This window comes from Cyanobium sp. Aljojuca 7A6 (assembly GCF_024346455.1).
Lineage (GTDB): Bacteria > Cyanobacteriota > Cyanobacteriia > PCC-6307 > Cyanobiaceae > Cyanobium.
The window spans coordinates 46499-64730 of sequence record NZ_JAGQCY010000009.1; the positions used below are offsets into that span (position 1 = coordinate 46499).

Here is an 18232-nt window from a genome sequence, read left to right on the forward strand (position 1 = left end):
CCTGCGGCGGTGGCAGCAGGGCTTGAAAGCTTCTATCACTTTAACTGTGCGTTGCCCGCGTCCTCAACGGTGCGATTGATGTCAAGCTTCAGGCATGAGAGAGTGTTTCACAGGCTTGCCGGCTGAGACAGCTGAATCCTTCTTAGCAATCGCTGCCCCATCAACAGGTAGATCGGCTGAAGCGTGAGATGGGCCGCTGCCACGGCCACGGCCACGCCCAGGGATCCCCAGGTCGTGCCGATCAGAATGGCCACGGTGAGTGCCACCGTGAAGGCCAGGTTCCAGAGCAGATCCACCTGGGGCAAGCCCACGGCGCGGAACAGCATGGAGGAGGCGTTGGCGAAGGGGCGGGACAGGGCCGACAGGCAGATCAGCATCAGAATCGGCACCGCCCCCTCCGACACCCACTGTCGGCCAAAGACGATCGGTACATACAGAGGCGCAAGGCTGCACTGCAGCGCCACGACGGGCACGATCACCTTGGTGATGGTGAGCAGGTTCTTGTGGAAGCGCTCCTTGAGGACGGCGGGTTGGCTGCGGACGTCACAGAAGTCGGAGTACAGGGAGACCGACAGGGCATTGATCACGCTCAGACTCAGACCCAGTCCGGCGTTGAAGGCGAAGTAGTACACCCCAAGCGCTTTGACGCCAATGAAGCGACCGATCAGGAGATAGTCCACATTCTCCCGAAAGGTGTTGAGCAATTCCACCCCGAGGATGCGACTGCCGAACTGCAGCACGGACTTCCAGCGCTTGAGCGTGAACGACAGTGCGGGCCGCCAGGGTTCGAAGCGCAGCATCATAGAAACCCAGACCGGAGCCACCAACAACTTGGGAAGCACGATCGCCCACATACCCATCCCCATCAGTGCAAAGATCCCCGTCAGCAGGTTTTCGGTGGCAACGGCAGTGAGGTTGGTCATGCTGTAGAACTTCAGCCGATTCTGCCGGCGCACCAGTGCCGACTGCACCATGGAGAGCGGGTAGATCAGATAGCTGAAACTCACCACGATGATCGGCACGATCAGTGCGTTGTCGTTGTAGATCCTGGCAAAGAGAAACGAACCAATGATCTGGATAAGAAATAGGCTGAATCCGATCAGCCAGTTCAGACTCCATGCCGTCTGACAGATCTCCTGGACCTCATCCGCATCGGCCTGCACAATCTTGTCGCCGATGCCGTTGCGTGTGAAGACCTTGACAAGCTCGCCGGACGTCAACACGATGGCCGCCAGGCCATAGTCCCTGGGGCTTAGCAGCCTGGCCAGAAGAACCGTGGCCAAGAGCCGCGAGACTCGAATCCCCACCTCACCCACACCCATCCAGCCGATGTTGCGGATGAATCGATCCTTCGGGATGAACTGTTTCAGGTTTCTGAGCAGGCCCATCAATGGCTAACCCCACGCGTCCGAGCTGTCATTGGACAGCCTCCTGCCTCTGGATAGACCATCATGGCATCAAAGCTGATAACGGCTGGCAGAGCGGGTGACTCACGATGCGGGCTGAGCTTCAGGCTGGAGCTGGCTTTTCTTCTCTTGTAGAGCCATTCCCATGATAAGCATTCCAGGCCAGAAGAGATAGACCAAGATCTCGAGATTCTCGCCAAATGTATACATAAATAGGAGAATGATGATTCCCAGCCCAGCCGAACCAAGTTGATAGCGGGGACTGGCAGCACGACGCAATAGATCAAGCGCCGTAACCAACATGGGAACAGCCAGAGCGACGAAGCCGACAATCCCTTTGACAAAAAGGACTCCGGCCCAGGTGTGATGGGAGCCAATGGCCATGTACTCAACCAGATGGGGCCCGCCCTCGACAACACCATGCCCCCAAATCGGAGCCTCTGTCTCCCAGCGATGGAACGCGATGCGCTTTAGCGCAAAGCGAACACGCGTAGAGCCAGCGCGAGCACCTTTAAATCCTTCCCAGTAGTCGTTTATAGCAGTCAGAATAGAAGTGGCAAAGATTCCACCAAGATAAGAAAGAAAGCCAAGTGAAATCAGCATAGACGGCTTGCGGAGCCTGGAAACGATCGCCGTAACAGTTGGGATCAAGATGATGGCAAGCTGGGCAAGCCGCGACTTGCAGACAAAGCACATGACGATGGATCCAATGATGCCAAGAGCCTTCCATTTCCGATCTTTTTCCAGCAGACATATCATGAAGTTGATATTGCCAACAAATCCAAGAGCAGGTCCCCATGGAGAGAACAGGCGCCAGCGAAGGTCACCAGTGCTACCGTCAATTTCGTAGAGAGGAACATCAAAGAATTCATTTCCTGGACCACCGACAGCTCTCAATGGCGAGACGTAGAGCACTTCTGGCAGACCTAGATGCGGGCTTAGCAGAAGGAGCGGCATGATGAGGAGCGTATGAAAGCCCACGATGCAAATGGCACGTGTAGGGATGCTGCTGCGAATCGGCAGAGCTCCTGCCAATGGATAGAGCGCCAGGGCGGCCCAGCCTTTGGCCCAACCAATCGTGGACTTGATGATCGCTCCAGTCCCTAGGTTGAAGTTCACATGTCCTGCAATCAAGGCAACTTCCATGATGATCATGCCGATGATCCAAAGCCAGATCACGGGTGATATGGAAATTTCTTCATTGTCTTCTGGGTGATCCATTCGGGCCAGGATCTTGATCAGCAGGCAACCCAGGAGTAGCCAGCACAGAACAGAACCCACAACATAGAGCCCACCGACTAGCCAGATAGGGTAGGTGCAAACAATCGACCACCAGACCAAACGTTCTGGCCAATTTTTCGGCTGAAGATCATCCTCAGACTGGAAGGCTCTTGAAAGAAGCGTTTTAAGTCCCAATGAACACCCCTTGTTATGTAGAAATCCAATTGGCGACCCGTTTGATCCAAGGCTTGCGGATCCATAGGATCCAAAAACCTACAGTCGTCAGGATGGAACCAAATGCTGAGCCAGCAAGCACCAACGATCGCTTGGGTGACGTAGCTTTTTCTGGAAAGGATGGCTCCACAGCTATTTGAATCAGCGGGAATGCTGCGAAAATGTTCGCCTGACCAAGATCCAATTTTGCCAATGTGGATGCAAAGACTGCTTCTGCTATCTGTTCATTCCGCTTAAGATTCTCCAAAGAAGACTGCTTCTGGGACATCAACCGGAGTCGCCCCTCCAAAGCGCTGATTTGTTGATCAAGCTTGCGAACCTGTGAGGCTGCACCTGAAGCATCTGACTGGTAGTTCACCAAGTTCTGGAAAAGTGAATCGCGGCCCGAACTGCCACCAGTTAACGCCAGTTTTGTGAGAGTCTGGGCTGATGGAGCGCGACCGAGCAACTCTTTGGCACGCTGATTCATTGCCTGTCTGGCAGCCACTTGGCGCTTGATTTCTTTGAGAATGCGAGGGTTATTGCGTCCAAACTTGGACAGTTGGACCTTGAGTATAGACGTGGCTTCGCTGTAGTCCTTCACATTCTGTTGGAAGATCTGATCAACCTGCAACTTGAACGCGTCTGTGGCCTCTGAAGGAGACAGACCCAGGCTACGACTCAACTTCTGCAATCGACTCTCAGCCTGCGATTGTAGAGCAGCAAGTTCGGCTCTTTGTTTGCGTAGCTGTTCAATATTTGCCGACAGGATTTCAACCTGTTCTGTAGAAGTGAGGCCAGACTGGCGCTTGTATGCGGAAACTTGCTTTTGAGCAGTCTCAAGCTTCTGCTGTGTTTCAAGCAGAATCTTCTGTGCTGGACCTTGCGTTGCTCGATCTCGCTGACACGCAGCTCATTAAGACGCTCTACAATGGCGTCATGCAACGCATAGGCACGCTTGCGTGCATCTACAGGAGATGGACCGGTGGCATCAATCTGCATCAGCGTCGTATTATCAATGTTCTTAATGCGAGGCTTGGCGAAATCCGCCTTAGGAATATTGGCAATCTTGGCAGCTCGTGCGATGACCTGCTCGCTAACGAAGATGTATTCATAGTTTGCACGAGGATCAAATGTAGCCAAGCCAAGGGACTCGTTTGATGCCGTGGCTTGACCAATCTCAGGCAGGCTTAAATTCACAGCGTTAGCGCTTCCAGGTAGGATTAAAGCCCAAGAACTGGTATAGACAGGCTTGGCAAGTGCAAGATACAGAATACTGGTGCCCCATATCAAACCATTCGTACATGTGGACACGAATAGGTAGCGACTCCAGCGAAGCTTGTCGGTTCGACTCAGTTTTATCCACCATCCCTTTGGATCGGGTGCCTTCAACCCAGGAATATTTCGAAACTGTTCGGCAAACAGTCGCGTCGCCTTGCCCAAGGGTTCTTGCATTGCCTGCACCTTAGGCCTGAGTCGTCTGATGATCGGTGGAAAGTCTTTCACTCGTTTCTAGGGAATACTACGATCATAGATCAACACGGATGGATTGAGAAACTGAGTTAAAATGCTAAGGACAGCCTGGAAGTTGGTCACCTTAGAGTCATAACAGGCAACACCATCGTCTGCCATGAGATAGGGGTTGTTAGCATTGTCTGTAGACGCGCGAAGAAGATCTTCAACTCCCCTTTCGTAGATAGCCGTCTTGCCCGAGGCCCTTTCTGTTCGCACCAGGATGGCACGGCGGCGTGCATTGGTGACCATGGTTCCACCAGCACAGTTGGCCGAGATAACCGCATGGGATAGGCGAGATCCATAGGGAAAATTCCTGGCCTGAGTGCCAATGCCAGCAACAGAATTTCCAGCCGCAGGAACAGTAAGATTTGAAATGTTAATCTCAACTTCAGCGGGCGTAATCTGAGAAGGGCGAACGATGAGTGGATTAACGGTACCAGTGTCCGGAACAATGACTTGATCACCCGCAATGAGTGGGATGTCGTTAAAAGGTTCTCCCGTGAAAGCACCTGACATGTCAATCACTTGCCTTTGTGAACCCCGTTTCACCTGTATCGCGGCGACATCGGCCGTGGGAGTAATGCCTCCTGCACGACGGAGTGCCGTTGTGAGCATACGATTGAGCGGGGCTTGCCCAGAAAGTTGAACAGGAGTCTGGGTCTGCTCTACATCACTTAACTCGTTGATCAATAACCGCCCAGGCTGAAAAGCAGATCCAATGACAAAGACCGGGACAGGTGCCCATTGGATGACACTCAGACTGACCCTGAGAAAAGATGGCTGAAAAAAGCCTTGTTGCACCAGGGCTTGATAGACACGCTTCTGAAGCTGTTCTGGCTCAAGACCCACAGCGTAAATTCCCTTGGAAAAGGGAATTTCAAGCTCTCCGTTCAGATTGATTTCAAAGATGCCACTGAATTCTTCCCCTTCCGGAATTGTTAACTTTACCCGATCCCCTGGTGAGATCGGTAATGCCAAGGCCGATCCTGAAGTGCCAACAAAGCAAGCGAGTCCAAGAAGCCATGATTGAAGTTTCGACATCTGTGTCGATCTGGGGGAGTTCCCTTTTGGCTTGTTGAGACAACGTTAGCGTATCCGTAGACTGCTAGCTACGGGCATTCACCCTGGGGGAGATTGGCGAGTGTTCACTCAACCGCCCGCTGATTCCCGTCACCTGGAGGCAGTTCCGGTGCCACGTATACCTGTATTGCCTCTGGCTTGCCTATCCGCCTTCGGTTGTTTCGGTGTATCGCTCTGTTCCTGATCTCCGAGACTAGTCCTGCCCCGGCGATCCGTGGGTGCCGGCGAATCTGGTGAGCAACCGCAAGGCTATTCAGAATGGCCGCTGCCGCCGCTGGTGATGTGCTCCATGCTTGGCGCAGCAGCCTGATCCCAGCTTGGCCGGAAAGTCGGGAGCCTCTGGCGTGCGACGGCAAGACACGGCGAGGTTCCCCTCTCGAGACCGAGGTTCGCAAGAACCGGTCGTTCGCCAGGCACCGGTACAGCCTGGGTCCTCGGCGCCGCCCTGGTCCACAAGGCCTTCTCAAGTGGTGCCGCCATGTCCCCCACCGGACAGCTGCCCACCACCTCAGACGTCGTTCTTCCTGGTATGGGCCTGCTGGGGCATTGGAGCTGGGGAGAAGGCCACTCTTATGAGTCTGAATCACAGTGCTGAGCTAAATTTGTATGGCAAGGTCCCTCAAGGTATGATGGTTAACATTGTAATTGTGGCAACGGCTAACTATCTTTGGGGGGCGGCGGTCACCGTTTGTTCCGCTTTGGAGGCCTGTAGTACAACCCTCAATGTTTATGCCATTTGCGTCGATCTGACCCAGGACGATAAGCAGCAACTGTCTAACTCCTGGCAAGCTTCCAACATCGGCTCAATCAGCTTTATTGATTTTGATCTTGAGCGGGTCAATAACTTTCGCACCACTCTGCTTGTCAAGAGCAAATCCCCCTATGCTCGCTTCTTTATTCCCGAGTATCTGGCGAATGTATCTCGCTGCATCTACTTAGATACGGACTTAATCGTTTGCTCGGACCTGGCTGAGCTGCAGCTTCTGGATCTGTATGGGAAATCCAGCGCTTGTGTCATTGATGGCGGCATAGACACTCCACAGCAGCAGCAGCGTCTTCGTGAAAAGCTGAAACTTGAAAACCCTCATCAGTACTTTAACTCAGGGGTGATTGTGATGGATCTGGACGCATGGAGGCATCATCAGATCCAGTCGAAAGCTCTAGTGGTTGCACAGGACAACTATGATCTGCTTGATCAGATGGATCAAGACGCCCTGAATATCGTCTTGGCAGGTGATTGGTTAGTCCTCGATCAGAAATGGAATACGTCGAAAGGCAAGGCTGATGCTGACTTTTCAGACGGCATTATCCATTTCCTCGGAAAAGTCAAGCCCTGGCACGCAGATTATGCCGCAAACTTTCAAGATCGATGGTTTGAGCTTCTGGATCGAACCGCCTTTGCTGGTCAGCGTCCGGTCAAACTATTTGGAGCAGGCGCTGCCTATCGTAGATTTGTCCGCTCTATTCCAACACTTGAGATGGTGAAGGGGAAGCTGCGACGACTCATGCGATCTGCTTGATCATGTCTTTTGCCAGGAATGAAGTGTTCTGCGCTCAAGGCCTGGCTCACCAGGGCCTGTCACACCCGTTTAGTTGAGCAGCAGCCTGGGCATGGGGATCAGGACAAGTCTTTGATTGGTCGGCGGGTCTTGCTCAGCTCGTCGCACCAGCTACCCGTCCCACCCCGTCTTTTCCTTTTAGGCTGGGCTGATACGATGAGAACCAGATGATATCTCCTGCTTCACTCCGGATTCCTGCACAACGCGTCAGACGTACCTGCAGCGTTCCGATCACTGTTCTCTTCTCCTGCCCTCTCCCGTGCGCATTGGCCTGATCAACGCCTACAGCACCCTGAATCTGGGGGATGCAGCGATCTACAGTTCCTTTCGTAAGTTGCTGCCTGATGTGGAGCTGGTGGGCTGCGTTCAGGATGAACGGCCCGATGCCAGCCTTGGGGTCACTTTCCTGCCTGATCGCCCCACGAACTGCGATGCTTACGTGAGTGTGGGGGGTGACATCTTCAACAATTCGCGTGAATGGTTTGTCACCAAGGCGTTCCTCAAAAACCTGGCCGAACTGAGGCACAGTCCGACCCGCACCATCCTGTTCGGCCAGTCGATTCCTCGCTCCTGCCACGGCCTCAGCTTTCTTCTCTTGCAGCGCTATTTCAAGCGCCTGGCGGCTGTCTGTGTACGGGATGCCGAAAGCCACCAGCGACTCTGCGCCGCAGGGGTGCCGGCCAGGTTGTCGTACGACATTGCCTTCGTGCTGGAGAGCTCCCCCCTGGCGGAGGCCACCGCGCGGCAATGCCTGGAGCAGCTAGAGATTGATCCGTCCCAGGCTGCCGTGCTGTCTGTGCGTGGTTTCGACAGCATGTATGGCCACGATAATGGGGCCTTCGTTTCCAGAATGGTCCAGCTCAGCGTTGAGCTCTCCGGGGCCGGACTCAGGCCCATCGTGTTGATCCAGTCGGGCGCCTATGGCTCTGACAATGATCTCGAAGTGGCCGCCGCCATCCAGGAACGCGCACCCGGAACCGCCATCCTAAACCCGTTTGTTGACCATCCGGCCGTGCCCAGTTGGCAGCTGGCCATGGCCCTGTTTGCCCTAGTCGATTACGTGATTGCAGTACGGTTTCACACAGCTGTTCTTTCGCTGGCAGCTGGACGAGTTCCTTACCATCTCCACTATTCCAACAAGGGCAGGGACCTCTGCCGGCGACTTGAGCTGCCCGGCTGTGATCTGGCCAGCCTGGATCCTCCGTCGGCGCTGGCAGCGATTCTGGCCACCCGCGGGCGCCCATTCGATCATCAGCCTTTGCGTGAGCAGGTACGCCGCGATTTCCGGTGGTGCCTCGATCAACTACCCGATGTGATCTGACGGTCAGTGCCAGGCCCCTTGGGACGCCTGAGCTAGATTCCCGTATCTGGCCGTTCAACGATGTACGGACTCGTCAACCGGGCCATCCAGCAGATGGTCACTACGCATCATGGTGAAGAGGCCTGGCAGCGCATTAAGGACAGGGCCGATCTCCAGGATATCGATTTCTTCTCCACGTACCAGGCCTATCCCGACGACGTGACCCATCGGCTCGTGGCGGCGGCCACGGAGGAACTGGGCCTCACGGATGATCAGATCATGCAGGCTTTTGGCGAGTACTGGATCACCTACACCGCCTCAGAAGGTTACGAGCAGCTTCTCGAGAGCACGGGAGAAACGCTGCCGGAATTCTTGGATCATCTCGACAATCTTCACGCCCGCGCCGCCGTGACTTTCCCTGATCTGCAACCGCCCTCGTTCCGCTGTGAGCACAGTGCCGACGCCTCCATGCAACTGGAGTACCGCTCCAAGCGTCGAGGCCTGGCGCCCATGGTGACGGGGCTGCTGCACGGCCTGGGGAAACGCTTTCATACCCCCCTGGAGGTCGACCAGATCGCTTTTCGCGACCGGGGCGATGCCACGGACCTGTTCCAGGTACGCCTTTGTCCCGATTCCGATTCTGTCGCTGCTCTGCCGGATGACGGCACGAAGAGCGAATGAAGGTTTGTCGTTTCTGATGGTGCCTCCCGTGCCTCTACCTGACCACCTTCTCGATCCCCTCTTTCCCTTTCATCTCGTCGTTGATCGTGAGCTGCGGATCCGTTCTGCCGGCTCTGTCCTGCGTCGCATCGTTCCTGTCCCGGATCTGGTGGGGCAGCCCCTCGACGACCACTTCCAGCTGTTGCGCCCGGATGTGCCCTTGGGCTTCACCAGTCTGCGTGACTGCTCGGATCGGCATGTGATCCTCAAGGCTGACTCGCTTCCATTGCAACTCAAGGGTCAGATCTGTTGCCTTGATGAGAAGGAAAAGTTGCTCTTTGTCGGTACACCCTGTTTACTGCAGCTGGAGGATCTCAAGTCCCTCGGCCTGAAGATCAATGACTTTCCCTTGCATGACTCTCTGGTTGACTTTCTTTTCCTCTTGCAAGCCAGGAATGTGGCACTCAGCGAAAGCCAGAAGCTCAACGATATTCTCACTGCGCAGCGGGGGGAGTTGCGGGAGTCGACCCAGCGCCTTTCCTCGCTCAATGCGGAGCTGGAGGCGGCCAAGCAGGTCGCTGAAGCGGCCAATGCTGCCAAGGATACGTTTCTGGCCACCATGAGCCATGAGATCAGAACCCCGATGAACGCCATCATCGGCATGGCTGGTCTGCTTCAGGACTCCAAGCTGGAGCCGATGGAGCGGGAGTATGTCGAGATCATCAACAGCAGCACCGATTCCCTGCTGACGATCATCAATGACATTCTTGACTTCTCGAAGATTGAATCCGGTGCCATGCAGCTGGATGAACAGCGCTTCAATCTCCGCATCTGCATCGAAGAGGCCCTCGATCTGAGCATGTCCCGCCTATTGGGCAAGCAGGTGGAAATGATCCTGGACATCGAGCCCAGCCTGCCCACGGCCGTCATCGGCGATCTCACCCGCCTGCGCCAGATCCTCTGGAATCTCCTGAGCAATGCGGTCAAATTCACCTCCAGGGGTGAGATCGTCGTCATGGTCTCCGCGGAGCCTCAGGCCGTTGAGGCCGGCCAGCCGAGCCAGAGCCAGTTCACCTTTCAGATCCGGGACACCGGTATCGGCGTGTCCGATGCGCTGATTCCCCAGCTGTTCGAGCCCTTTCGCCAGGCCGATCCCTCCACGGCCCGTCGCTACGGCGGCACGGGTCTGGGTCTGGCGATCACCCGTCGCCTGTGTGAGTTGATGGGGGGAGCCATCAGCCTGGCCAGCCAGGAAGGCGAAGGCAGTGTCTTCACCTTCACCGTCCTGCTGCATCTTGATCCGGCCTCGCAGGCGAGCACCAGCCCGGAGCTCCTGGCGGTGCCAGCGGCGGCGCCCATCCTCCTGCTCATCGGCAATCCCACGCTCCGCGCTGTGCTCCAGAAGCAGCTTTGCTGGATGGGGCTGACGGTGATCGCCCCCGATCCCTGCCAGATCCCCACGCCGTTCGCCCACACCCAGATCGGCGACCTCGGGCCTGGGGCGGTGCTCATCGATGGGCGGCTGCTCTGCAGCGACGACGAGACATCAGCGCCGCCCTTTCTGCAGGACCCCATGATCCGGCTGCACCCCTGGATCATTTTGGCCGACCGCTGCAAGGTCTCCGCGCTGGGTTCCCTGGGCGAGAGGCCGCCAGTGATGCTCACCAAGCCTGTGCGACGCGAACAGCTCCGCCTGGCCCTGATGCAGCAATTGCAGTGTCCTGAGCAGCGGCGGCTGGCCGGGCCGCCAACACTGACGCGCGAATCTGTCCCTCGGGGCGGCCCCCATCGTCTCGCCGACCGGCTGCCGCTGCGGCTGCTCGTCGTGGATGACATCCCCGTGAACCGCCAGTTGGCGCTTCAGTTGCTGCAGCGGCTGGGCTACCGGGCCGAGGCCGTGGCCTCAGGCTCAGAGGCGCTCGCGGCCGTCCAGGAGACCCCATTCGACGTGCTGTTCATGGACGTGCAGATGCCGGAGCTGGACGGGTACGCGACCACGCGGGCCATCCGGCAGCTGCCGGCTCCGTTCTTACAGCCCTGGATCATCGCCATGACGGCCCATGGCCGTCCGGAGGATCGCCAGGCCTGCCTCCAGGCCGGCATGGACGACTTTCTGGCCAAGCCGATCGTGCCTGCCCAGCTCACCTACGCCCTGGAGCACTACCAGCCCCGCGACCAACCCGAGGCACCAGTGGGGGGAGGGGCCGACCCGATCGACGCTGCTGCCTGGGAGGAACTGGAGCAGGCCATGGGAGACGGTGCTGAGGCCGTGCTCCAGGAGCTCATCGACCTCTATCTCGAGGACGCGATGCGTCTGGTGTCCGCGGTGGTGCTGGCCCACCAGTACCACGATCCCCCCGCGATGATCGCCGCCGCCCATTCCCTGCGCTCCCCCAGTGCCAGCCTGGGGGCGCTGCGGTTGGCCGCGTTGTGCGGCCAGGTTGAGGAGTCCCTGCGCTCCGCGCCCGAGGCGTGGCCCCAGGTCAGAATCGATCAGTTGCTCGTCGAGGCTGGACGGGTGACCGAAGCTCTGCGGCTGCGTCGACCCCTGGAAGCCTGACCCCCATGGAAGGCCGTTCCGCACCGATCTCAATCCTGTTAGTGGATGACGACCGCATCCATTCCCGCATCCTCGAGGTCCGCCTACGCGCCCAGGGCTACCAGATCGTTGTGGCGGATTCGGGTGACAGCGCCCTGGTGCAAGCCCGTCTCTGCCCCCCCACGGTCATCCTCTGCGACTGGCTGATGGATGGCATGAACGGGCTGGACGTCTGCAGGGCGTTCAAGGCGGAACCAGCCCTGGAATCCGCCCACTTCATCCTGCTGACCTCGCGCTCCCGGGTGGAGGATCGGGTGGAGGGGCTGGACTGCGGGGCCGATGACTTTCTCAGCAAGCCAGTGGATCCAGAGGAGCTGCTGGCCCGGGTCCGCTCCGGCATCCGCCTGCACCAGGCCAATGAACGGCTCAAGGCCCTGGCCGAGGAGTTACGAGAGCAGAAGTTGCGGCTGGATCAGGAGCTGGAGGAGGCGGCCAGCTATGTGCGCTCCCTGCTGCCCAAGTCCATCGGCGGGGCTGTGCGGGCGGACTCCCGCTTCGAGCCCTGCCACGAACTGGGCGATGATTCCTTTGATTTCTTCTGGCTCGATGACGACCACTTCGTCGTCTACCTCGCCGATGGCTCGGGCCATGGACTGGCGGCGGCCTTCCCCTCGATTTCCGTTCACAACCAGTTGCGCTCCCGTGCGCTGCCAGCGGATCTGCGTGATCCGGGCGCGGTGTTGCAGACCCTGAACGCCGGGTTTCCGATGGAGCGTCACCAGGGCCGGTATCTGACGCTGTGGTACGGGGTGTATCAAGCCTCCAGCCGTACCCTGCGCTTTGCCAGTGCGGGCCATCCCCCGGCTCTGCTCTGGAGCCGCACGGGAGGGTTTCCCTGCCGCTGGCTCAAAGGTGAGGGCATGGCCGTGGGGCTGTTCGAAGACGCGACCTATGCCACCGAGAGCCTGGATGTTGGCGAGGGGGCCTGCCTTCTCGTCTATAGCGATGGCCTCTATGAGGTGCCCAGGCCCGGTGGGGTGATGGGGACGCTGCCCGATTTCATGGAGCTGGTGGAGCAGTGCCGCGGTCTGCTCGCTGATGATGATGGCCTCGATCGGTTGCTGTCCCAGATCCACGATTTTACGGATAATGCGCCATTCACCGATGACTACTCGGTGATTCGGGCTCTGCTGTCGTGATTCCTAAAGGTCTTCTGGTGATTCAGGTATCGCTTGAGCCGCCCGATTGATCGACCGCCAACGCGGCGACGCAGGCCTCACTGTTCGGAAAAATGGTGAACACTTTTTCGGTGCCGGTGAGTTCCAGAACGATGCGCACCTGGCTGCAGAGACCGCATAGAAACAGTTGCCTGTCTTGCTCCCTGACCCGCTTGAGAACGGAAACCAGCGCGCCGAATCCGCTGCTGTCCATGAAGTCAACGCCTTGGCAATCAATCAGAATGTCCCTGGGCTTATCCGCCAGGATCGTGGCGATGGAGTGACGCAAATCAGCGCCGCTTTGGGCATCAAGCAGCCCTGTGGGATTCAGGATGCAAAGATCATCCACACAATCAAACTCAAATTTGGGTGATCTTACCATTCATCGCCGCCTGCCCATTCGTCTTGGTCTGGGGTCTGGGGAGCCGCCCCAGGCTGGCGGCGGGGGGTGTGGGTCCGACCCCAAGTTCCCCCTGCCGCTGAGGGGGCAGGAAGGAGCCAATCGAGCACGGCGCTACAGTTTGTTACCCGGCAGGCCGCATCAGCAGCGAGGACCATGGTCACGATCGAAGAGCTTCGTCGCCAATCCCTTCCCTTTGTCGCCGCCGATCAGGAAGGGCTGATCGTGGAGATCAACGATCTGTTTGTGTCGACCTATGGATGGACATTGGACGATCTCACGGGGCAGTCCCTTTCCATGATCTTGCCTGCCGCTTATCAGGATGCTCACCACCTGGGATTCTCCCGTTTCCAGATCGTGGGTGAATCCCAGATCCTCAACCATCCCCTCGAGCTGATGACCATCTGCAAAGATGGAAAAGTCCTCAACTCCGAGCACTTCATTGTGGCCGAGCGCCGAGGAGAGAGCTGGGTGTTCGCGGCAACCCTGCGTCCGCTGACCTGAGGCGGAGATGCCGGATCAGAACCTGGTCGCCCAGCTACGGACCACCCTGGGGAGGTTGGAATCGGCCCTGGGAGTCATTGAAGAGGCCCTCGCCTTCACCGACCTCGACGGCCTCGTGGAATGGACGAATGCCTCGTTCGACCGCTTTGTGGGGCTTTCCCGCCTGCAGAGCCTCGGCCATCCACTCGCCCAGATCATTCCCAGGCGCCACGATGGCGAGCTGATGCCACCCAGAGAGGCGCGGCCGTTCTGGGGCTCGTCTTCGGAAGGGAGCACCACCTGGGAGTTGCTGAGTGAGCCACCCCGGCGCGTCATTGCAGTGTCCTGGGCCACCGTCAATCTGCCGACCAAACCGTCGCTGGTGTTCACATTCAGGGATCAGAGCACGATCGTCCAGGCCCAGGATCGCCTGATCGAGGCCAGGGATCAGCTGGAGGAACAGGTGGTCCAGAGAACCCGGGAGTTGCAGCAGGCCCGTGATGAGGCCTTGGCGGCCAGCCAATCCAAGACCCGCTTTCTGGCCACCATGAGCCATGAGATCCGAACGCCGTTGAACGCTGTGATCGGCATGACGGATCTGTTGCTCAGCAGCTCATTGGAGACGCAGCAACGGGAGATGCTGGAAACGATTCACGACAGCGGTGAGTATCTGTTGAGTCTGGTCAACGACATCCTCGACATCTCGCAGATTGAAACCGGCAAACTCGAACTGAATCCCAGGAGCTTTGATCTTCATTCCCTGCTTCATGACCTTGCCACGCTGTTCCAGCATCAGGCGTCCTCCCGAGGCCTCAGCCTGCAGCTCCACATGTCGCCGGACATGCCGAAGTGGCTGGTCGGTGATGACCTCAAGCTGCGTCAGATCCTCTACAACCTCCTGGGAAATGCCTGCAAGTACACCAACGAGGGGGAGATTCGTCTCAGCGTTGAGGCGTTGCCAAGGCAAAGCCATGCGTTGACCCTGTTGTTTCGTGTTTCGGACACGGGTATTGGCATGGCCCCTGAGACGCTGCCGTTCATCTTTGACGAATTCATCGGCCATTCCAACCCGGCCCAGGCCCAGCAGAGTGCCGGACTCGGCCTCGCCATCTGCTCCCGACTGGCCAAGCTGATGGGGGGTGACATCTCCGTGGTCTCAACCCTGGGGTCCGGCAGTTGTTTTTCCGTGCGTCTTCCCTTTGGGTCGGCATTGCCAGACCATCAGGAGGCCAGTGGTGCGGACCTTGGTGAGAACTTTGAATCTGTGATTCGTATCCTGGTCGCTGATGACAACCGTGTCAATCAACGGGTGCTGGAATTGATGCTGGCCAGAATGAATCTCACGGCTGAGTCAGTGGGCGATAGGGAGGCGGCCGTGCAATGCGTCAAGGATGGCGAGGTTGACCTTGTGATGATGGATGTGGCCATGCCCGGCCTCGATGGAATTGCGGCCACGCGTCAGCTGCGAGAAGATGGTTTTTCGGATGTTTATATCATTGCACTCACGGCCTATTCGTTCGACTCCCACCGCCAGGAGTGTGAGGCTGCCGGAATGAACGACTTCCTCTCCAAACCGCTTCGTTTGGCAGACCTCTGTGCGGCCTTGAACCGCTACCGCGACTGGCGCGCGGCCCGCTTGGCGACGCTGTCCTAGCGGTCTCCACCAGAGGCCAGGCGATCAGAGCAGGGGCGTTGGACTGTAGGTTGGAATGTCAGAGAAGGTGGGGCGTGAGCCAAGCAGACGTCGCCTCTCCATCGAAGGCCAAGATGGTCTGGGATAGCTGTCTGCTGGCCCTCGGGATCATGGCGATCTCGAGTACGGCGTTGACCATCACCTATCGGGTGGCCGAGCAGACGCTTTACACCAACAGCAAGGAGCGCCTGCGCGATCTGGCCGTATTCACGGCGCAGCAGATGGACGGTGATCTTCACGCCCGAATCACCAGCCCGAAGCAGAAGGCTGATTCTCTCTATCGCCAGGCCATCGATCCCCTGATCCGGCTCAGGACGTCGGTTCCGGATGTCTACTACGCCTACACCCTCAGGGGCCCTGCCCAGGATCTTCGCTTCGTTCTTGACAGCACGGTCTACATCAAGAACCAGGGCGATAATGTCAGCACGCTGGAAATTGGCCAGCGCTACCCGGACGCTCCCCGGGCGGCCCGCCGGGCGGCCCGTTCCGGCACGGTCGAGGTGAGTTCCGTTCCCTACACCGATCAGTGGGGAACCTTCCTCAGCAGCTTTGCCCCCATCCGCGATGGCAACGGGCGGCCCGTGGGGCTGGTGGGCGTCGATCTCACCATGGCCACCCTGAATCAGCAGTTGTTTCCCCTGCGCCTGAGCCTGGGTCTCTCGTTGGGCGGGAGTGCGCTGTTGTCAGGGCTGGCGGGTGTGCTCCATTGGCGGTCGCTGCGATCCACGGCCCAGGCCCTGGAGGTCAGCCTGCAGGCGGGAGATCTGGCCCGTCGGGCGGCGCTCGAATCCGAGCAGGCCAACCTCGCCAAGAGCACCTTCCTGGCCACCATGGGCCACGAGTTGCGCACGCCACTGAATGGTGTGATCGGACTCACCGACATCCTGCTGAGCACCGCCCTGACGGACCACCAGCAGTCCTGCCTGCAGACGGTCAGGAACTCCGGCGAATCCCTGCTCCTCCTGCTCAACCAACTGCTCGACTTCGCAGCGATCGACAGTGGCAAGTTGGTGATTGATTCAGCCCCCTGCCGTCTTCGACCCCTGTTCGACGACGTGCTGACGCTTTTTGCTCAGCAGGCGCAGGTCAAAGGCCTGACGACCAACCTTGCCTTCGACGCCGCCATCCCCGCTGTGGTGCTGGCGGATTCCCTCCACCTCAGGCAGATCCTGGTGAACCTGCTCAGCAATGCGATCAAATTCACCGACCGTGGGGAGGTGGCCATGGCCGTTTCGGTGCAGGCTGGCCTCAGCGATGGCCGGGTTCCCCTGGTGTTCAGCGTCCGTGACTCCGGCTGCGGCATCGCCGCTTCCTCCGTGGAGGCCCTCTTCCAGCCCTTCACCCAGGCCGATTCCTCCAGCACCCGATCCCACGGCGGCACGGGTCTGGGTCTGGCCATCTGCCACCACCTGGTGGTCGCCATGGGGGGCACCCTCCAACTCGAAAGCCGGCCCGGGAAAGGCAGCACCTTCACGGTGACGCTTCCTGTGGCGATCCCCGCGGCCCCCGCACCGGCGAGCACCTCGTCGACGCCGGATGGGGAGCCCACAGCGGCCTGTTTCGCTGCCAGCCATCCCCTGCGGATCCTCCTGGCCGAAGACAATGCCGTCAATGCCCGCGTCTGTGAACTGATGCTGCAGCGCCTCGGCTATGGGGTCAGCGTGGCCCGTGATGGCCAAGAGGCCCTGCTGGAGCAGCGCCGGCTGGATCCGGACATCATCTTGATGGATCTGCGCATGCCGAAACTGGATGGCTTCAACGCCACCCGCCGGATCCGGGAACAGGCTGGCCCCGAGGGTCGCCCCTGGATCGTGGCGGTCACCGCCAACATCCGCGAGAGCGACCGTGCCGCGGCCCTGGCCAGCGGCATGAATGACTTCATCGGCAAGCCGATCAGGGTCGAGTCGCTGCAATCCGCCCTGTCCCGGGCCTATGCGGCCGTGCAGGGACACTGACGCAGCCTGGGGCTCAGTCGCCCGCCGCCATGCCCGACAGCCTGGCCTGGTTCAGGGCGGTTTCGGCCCGTTGAAACAGATCCCTGAAGCCGGCGTCTTCGGCGCTGAGGCTGGCCACACTCCGGCTGACGGGCAGGGGGTGGCGAACGCCATCCACCAGCCAGCCCTGCAGCGCCAACCCGGCCCGGAGGCTCTCCGCCTGGGCATGGCCCTCCCGGGCCTCGAGGCCGGTGCGCAACACGGCGAACTCGGCTTCGGTGACGCGCCCGACCAAGGCACTGTCCCCCAGTCCTGCCTGAAGGGTCTTGGCCACCTCCTGAAGCACCCGCTCGCCTTGCTGGCTGCCGAAGCGAGCCCGGAAGCTTTGGAAATCGTCGAGGCCGATGAGCATCAGGGTCAGGGCCTCGCCGCTCTGCCGGGCCCTGAGGAACTCCCGCTGGCCCGCCTCGAAGAAGGGACGCCGGTTCTGGAGGCCGGTGAGCGGGCAGAGGTAGCCGTTGCGCCTGGATTCCAGGTACTGGGTGACCATGCCGGCCAGATCCTGCAGCAGCTGGTGCTCCCCGCTGGCCAGCTGCCTCGGCTCGGGGCTGATGACGCAGAGGGTGCCCAGATTGAAACCGGTGCGGGACTGCAGCGGCACCCCGGCATAGAAGCGGATGTGGGGGTCCCCCGTGACCAGGGGGTTGTCCTTGAAGCGCTCATCTTCGGTGGCATCACTGACGACCATGACGTCGTCGGAGCAGATGGCGTGAGCACAGAAGGCCTGCTCCCGTGGCGTTTCACTCGCCTCCAGGCCCACCCGGGAGAGAAACCATTGCCGCTGGCGATCCACCAGCGAGATCAGGGCGATGGGAACACCCAGCATCTGGCTGGCCAGGCGGGTGATGCGGTTGAAGTCCTCATCGGGCTCCGTATCGAGGATGTGGTGCTCGTCCAGGGCCGCCTGGCGCAGAGCCTCGTTGTCCGGGATCGGATAGGCGGGCATCGCGCG

At 59.1% G+C, this 18232-nt stretch carries 15 protein-coding genes; 8 read left to right on the forward strand and 7 right to left on the reverse strand.

The genetic code is table 11. The features are described from left to right. Positions 1-107 precede the first annotated feature (107 nt). The 5 genes from KBY95_RS09450 to KBY95_RS09470 all read right to left on the reverse strand — a co-directional run bounded on the left by KBY95_RS09450 (position 108) and on the right by KBY95_RS09470 (position 5396). Positions 108-1388, reverse strand: a complete 1281-nt coding sequence (locus KBY95_RS09450; protein WP_254964741.1) for a lipopolysaccharide biosynthesis protein — start codon at positions 1386-1388, stop codon at positions 108-110. A 102-nt stretch (positions 1389-1490) separates the two neighbouring features. Further along, the gene (locus KBY95_RS09455; RefSeq protein WP_254964742.1) at positions 1491-2687 is read right to left on the reverse strand and encodes an O-antigen ligase domain-containing protein; all 1197 of its coding nucleotides are present in this window, start codon (positions 2685-2687) and stop codon (positions 1491-1493) included. Positions 2688-2835: 148 nt separating this feature from the next. Then, the gene (locus KBY95_RS09460) at positions 2836-3474 is read right to left on the reverse strand and encodes a hypothetical protein (protein ID WP_254964743.1); all 639 of its coding nucleotides are present in this window, start codon (positions 3472-3474) and stop codon (positions 2836-2838) included. A gap of 47 nt (positions 3475-3521) precedes the next feature. Next, a complete protein-coding gene (locus KBY95_RS09465) occupies positions 3522-4283 on the reverse strand; it encodes a hypothetical protein (RefSeq protein WP_254964744.1) in 762 nt (253 codons plus the stop codon). Between the two features lie 69 nt (positions 4284-4352). Next, entirely contained in the window at positions 4353-5396 is a 1044-nt protein-coding gene (locus tag KBY95_RS09470; protein WP_254964745.1) for a polysaccharide biosynthesis/export family protein, read from the reverse strand. A gap of 611 nt (positions 5397-6007) precedes the next feature. Here KBY95_RS09470 and KBY95_RS09475 point away from each other — a divergent pair. The 5 genes from KBY95_RS09475 (at position 6008) to KBY95_RS09495 (ending at position 12692) form a co-directional block, all read left to right on the forward strand. After that, positions 6008-6955, forward strand: a complete 948-nt coding sequence (locus tag KBY95_RS09475; protein ID WP_254964746.1) for a glycosyltransferase family 8 protein — start codon at positions 6008-6010, stop codon at positions 6953-6955. Positions 6956-7253: 298 nt separating this feature from the next. Next, complete coding sequence (locus tag KBY95_RS09480) at positions 7254-8315, forward strand: polysaccharide pyruvyl transferase family protein (RefSeq protein WP_254964747.1); 1062 nt, start codon at positions 7254-7256, stop codon at positions 8313-8315. Positions 8316-8375: 60 nt separating this feature from the next. Beyond that, a complete protein-coding gene (locus KBY95_RS09485; RefSeq protein ID WP_254964748.1) occupies positions 8376-8975 on the forward strand; it encodes a heme NO-binding domain-containing protein in 600 nt (199 codons plus the stop codon). A gap of 28 nt (positions 8976-9003) precedes the next feature. Beyond that, the gene (locus tag KBY95_RS09490; protein WP_254964749.1) at positions 9004-11514 is read left to right on the forward strand and encodes an ATP-binding protein; all 2511 of its coding nucleotides are present in this window, start codon (positions 9004-9006) and stop codon (positions 11512-11514) included. A gap of 5 nt (positions 11515-11519) precedes the next feature. Further along, positions 11520-12692, forward strand: a complete 1173-nt coding sequence (locus KBY95_RS09495; protein ID WP_254964750.1) for a PP2C family protein-serine/threonine phosphatase — start codon at positions 11520-11522, stop codon at positions 12690-12692. A gap of 22 nt (positions 12693-12714) precedes the next feature. Here the strand turns inward: KBY95_RS09495 and KBY95_RS09500 are convergent, their stop codons facing one another. Continuing rightward, on the reverse strand, positions 12715-13092 hold the full coding sequence (locus tag KBY95_RS09500) for an STAS domain-containing protein (protein WP_254964751.1): 378 nt from the start codon (positions 13090-13092) through the stop codon (positions 12715-12717). Positions 13093-13266: 174 nt separating this feature from the next. Here KBY95_RS09500 and KBY95_RS09505 point away from each other — a divergent pair, with 174 nt between their 5' ends. The 3 genes from KBY95_RS09505 (at position 13267) to KBY95_RS09515 (ending at position 17241) form a co-directional block, all read left to right on the forward strand. Continuing rightward, positions 13267-13614: a PAS domain S-box protein gene (locus KBY95_RS09505; RefSeq protein ID WP_254964752.1), complete on the forward strand. Its 348-nt coding sequence runs from the start codon at positions 13267-13269 to the stop codon at positions 13612-13614. Positions 13615-13621: 7 nt separating this feature from the next. After that, positions 13622-15247 carry an ATP-binding protein gene (locus KBY95_RS09510; protein WP_254964753.1) on the forward strand — a complete coding sequence of 542 codons (1626 nt, stop codon included), beginning with the start codon at positions 13622-13624 and terminating at the stop codon, positions 15245-15247. Positions 15248-15360: 113 nt separating this feature from the next. Further along, positions 15361-17241 carry an ATP-binding protein gene (locus KBY95_RS09515; RefSeq protein ID WP_254964754.1) on the forward strand — a complete coding sequence of 627 codons (1881 nt, stop codon included), beginning with the start codon at positions 15361-15363 and terminating at the stop codon, positions 17239-17241. Positions 17242-17254: 13 nt separating this feature from the next. Here the strand turns inward: KBY95_RS09515 and KBY95_RS09520 are convergent, their stop codons facing one another. Beyond that, positions 17255-18226 (reverse strand): sensor domain-containing diguanylate cyclase, encoded by a 972-nt coding sequence (locus KBY95_RS09520; RefSeq protein WP_254964755.1) that lies wholly within the window; start codon positions 18224-18226, stop codon positions 17255-17257. Positions 18227-18232: the final 6 nt, after the last annotated feature.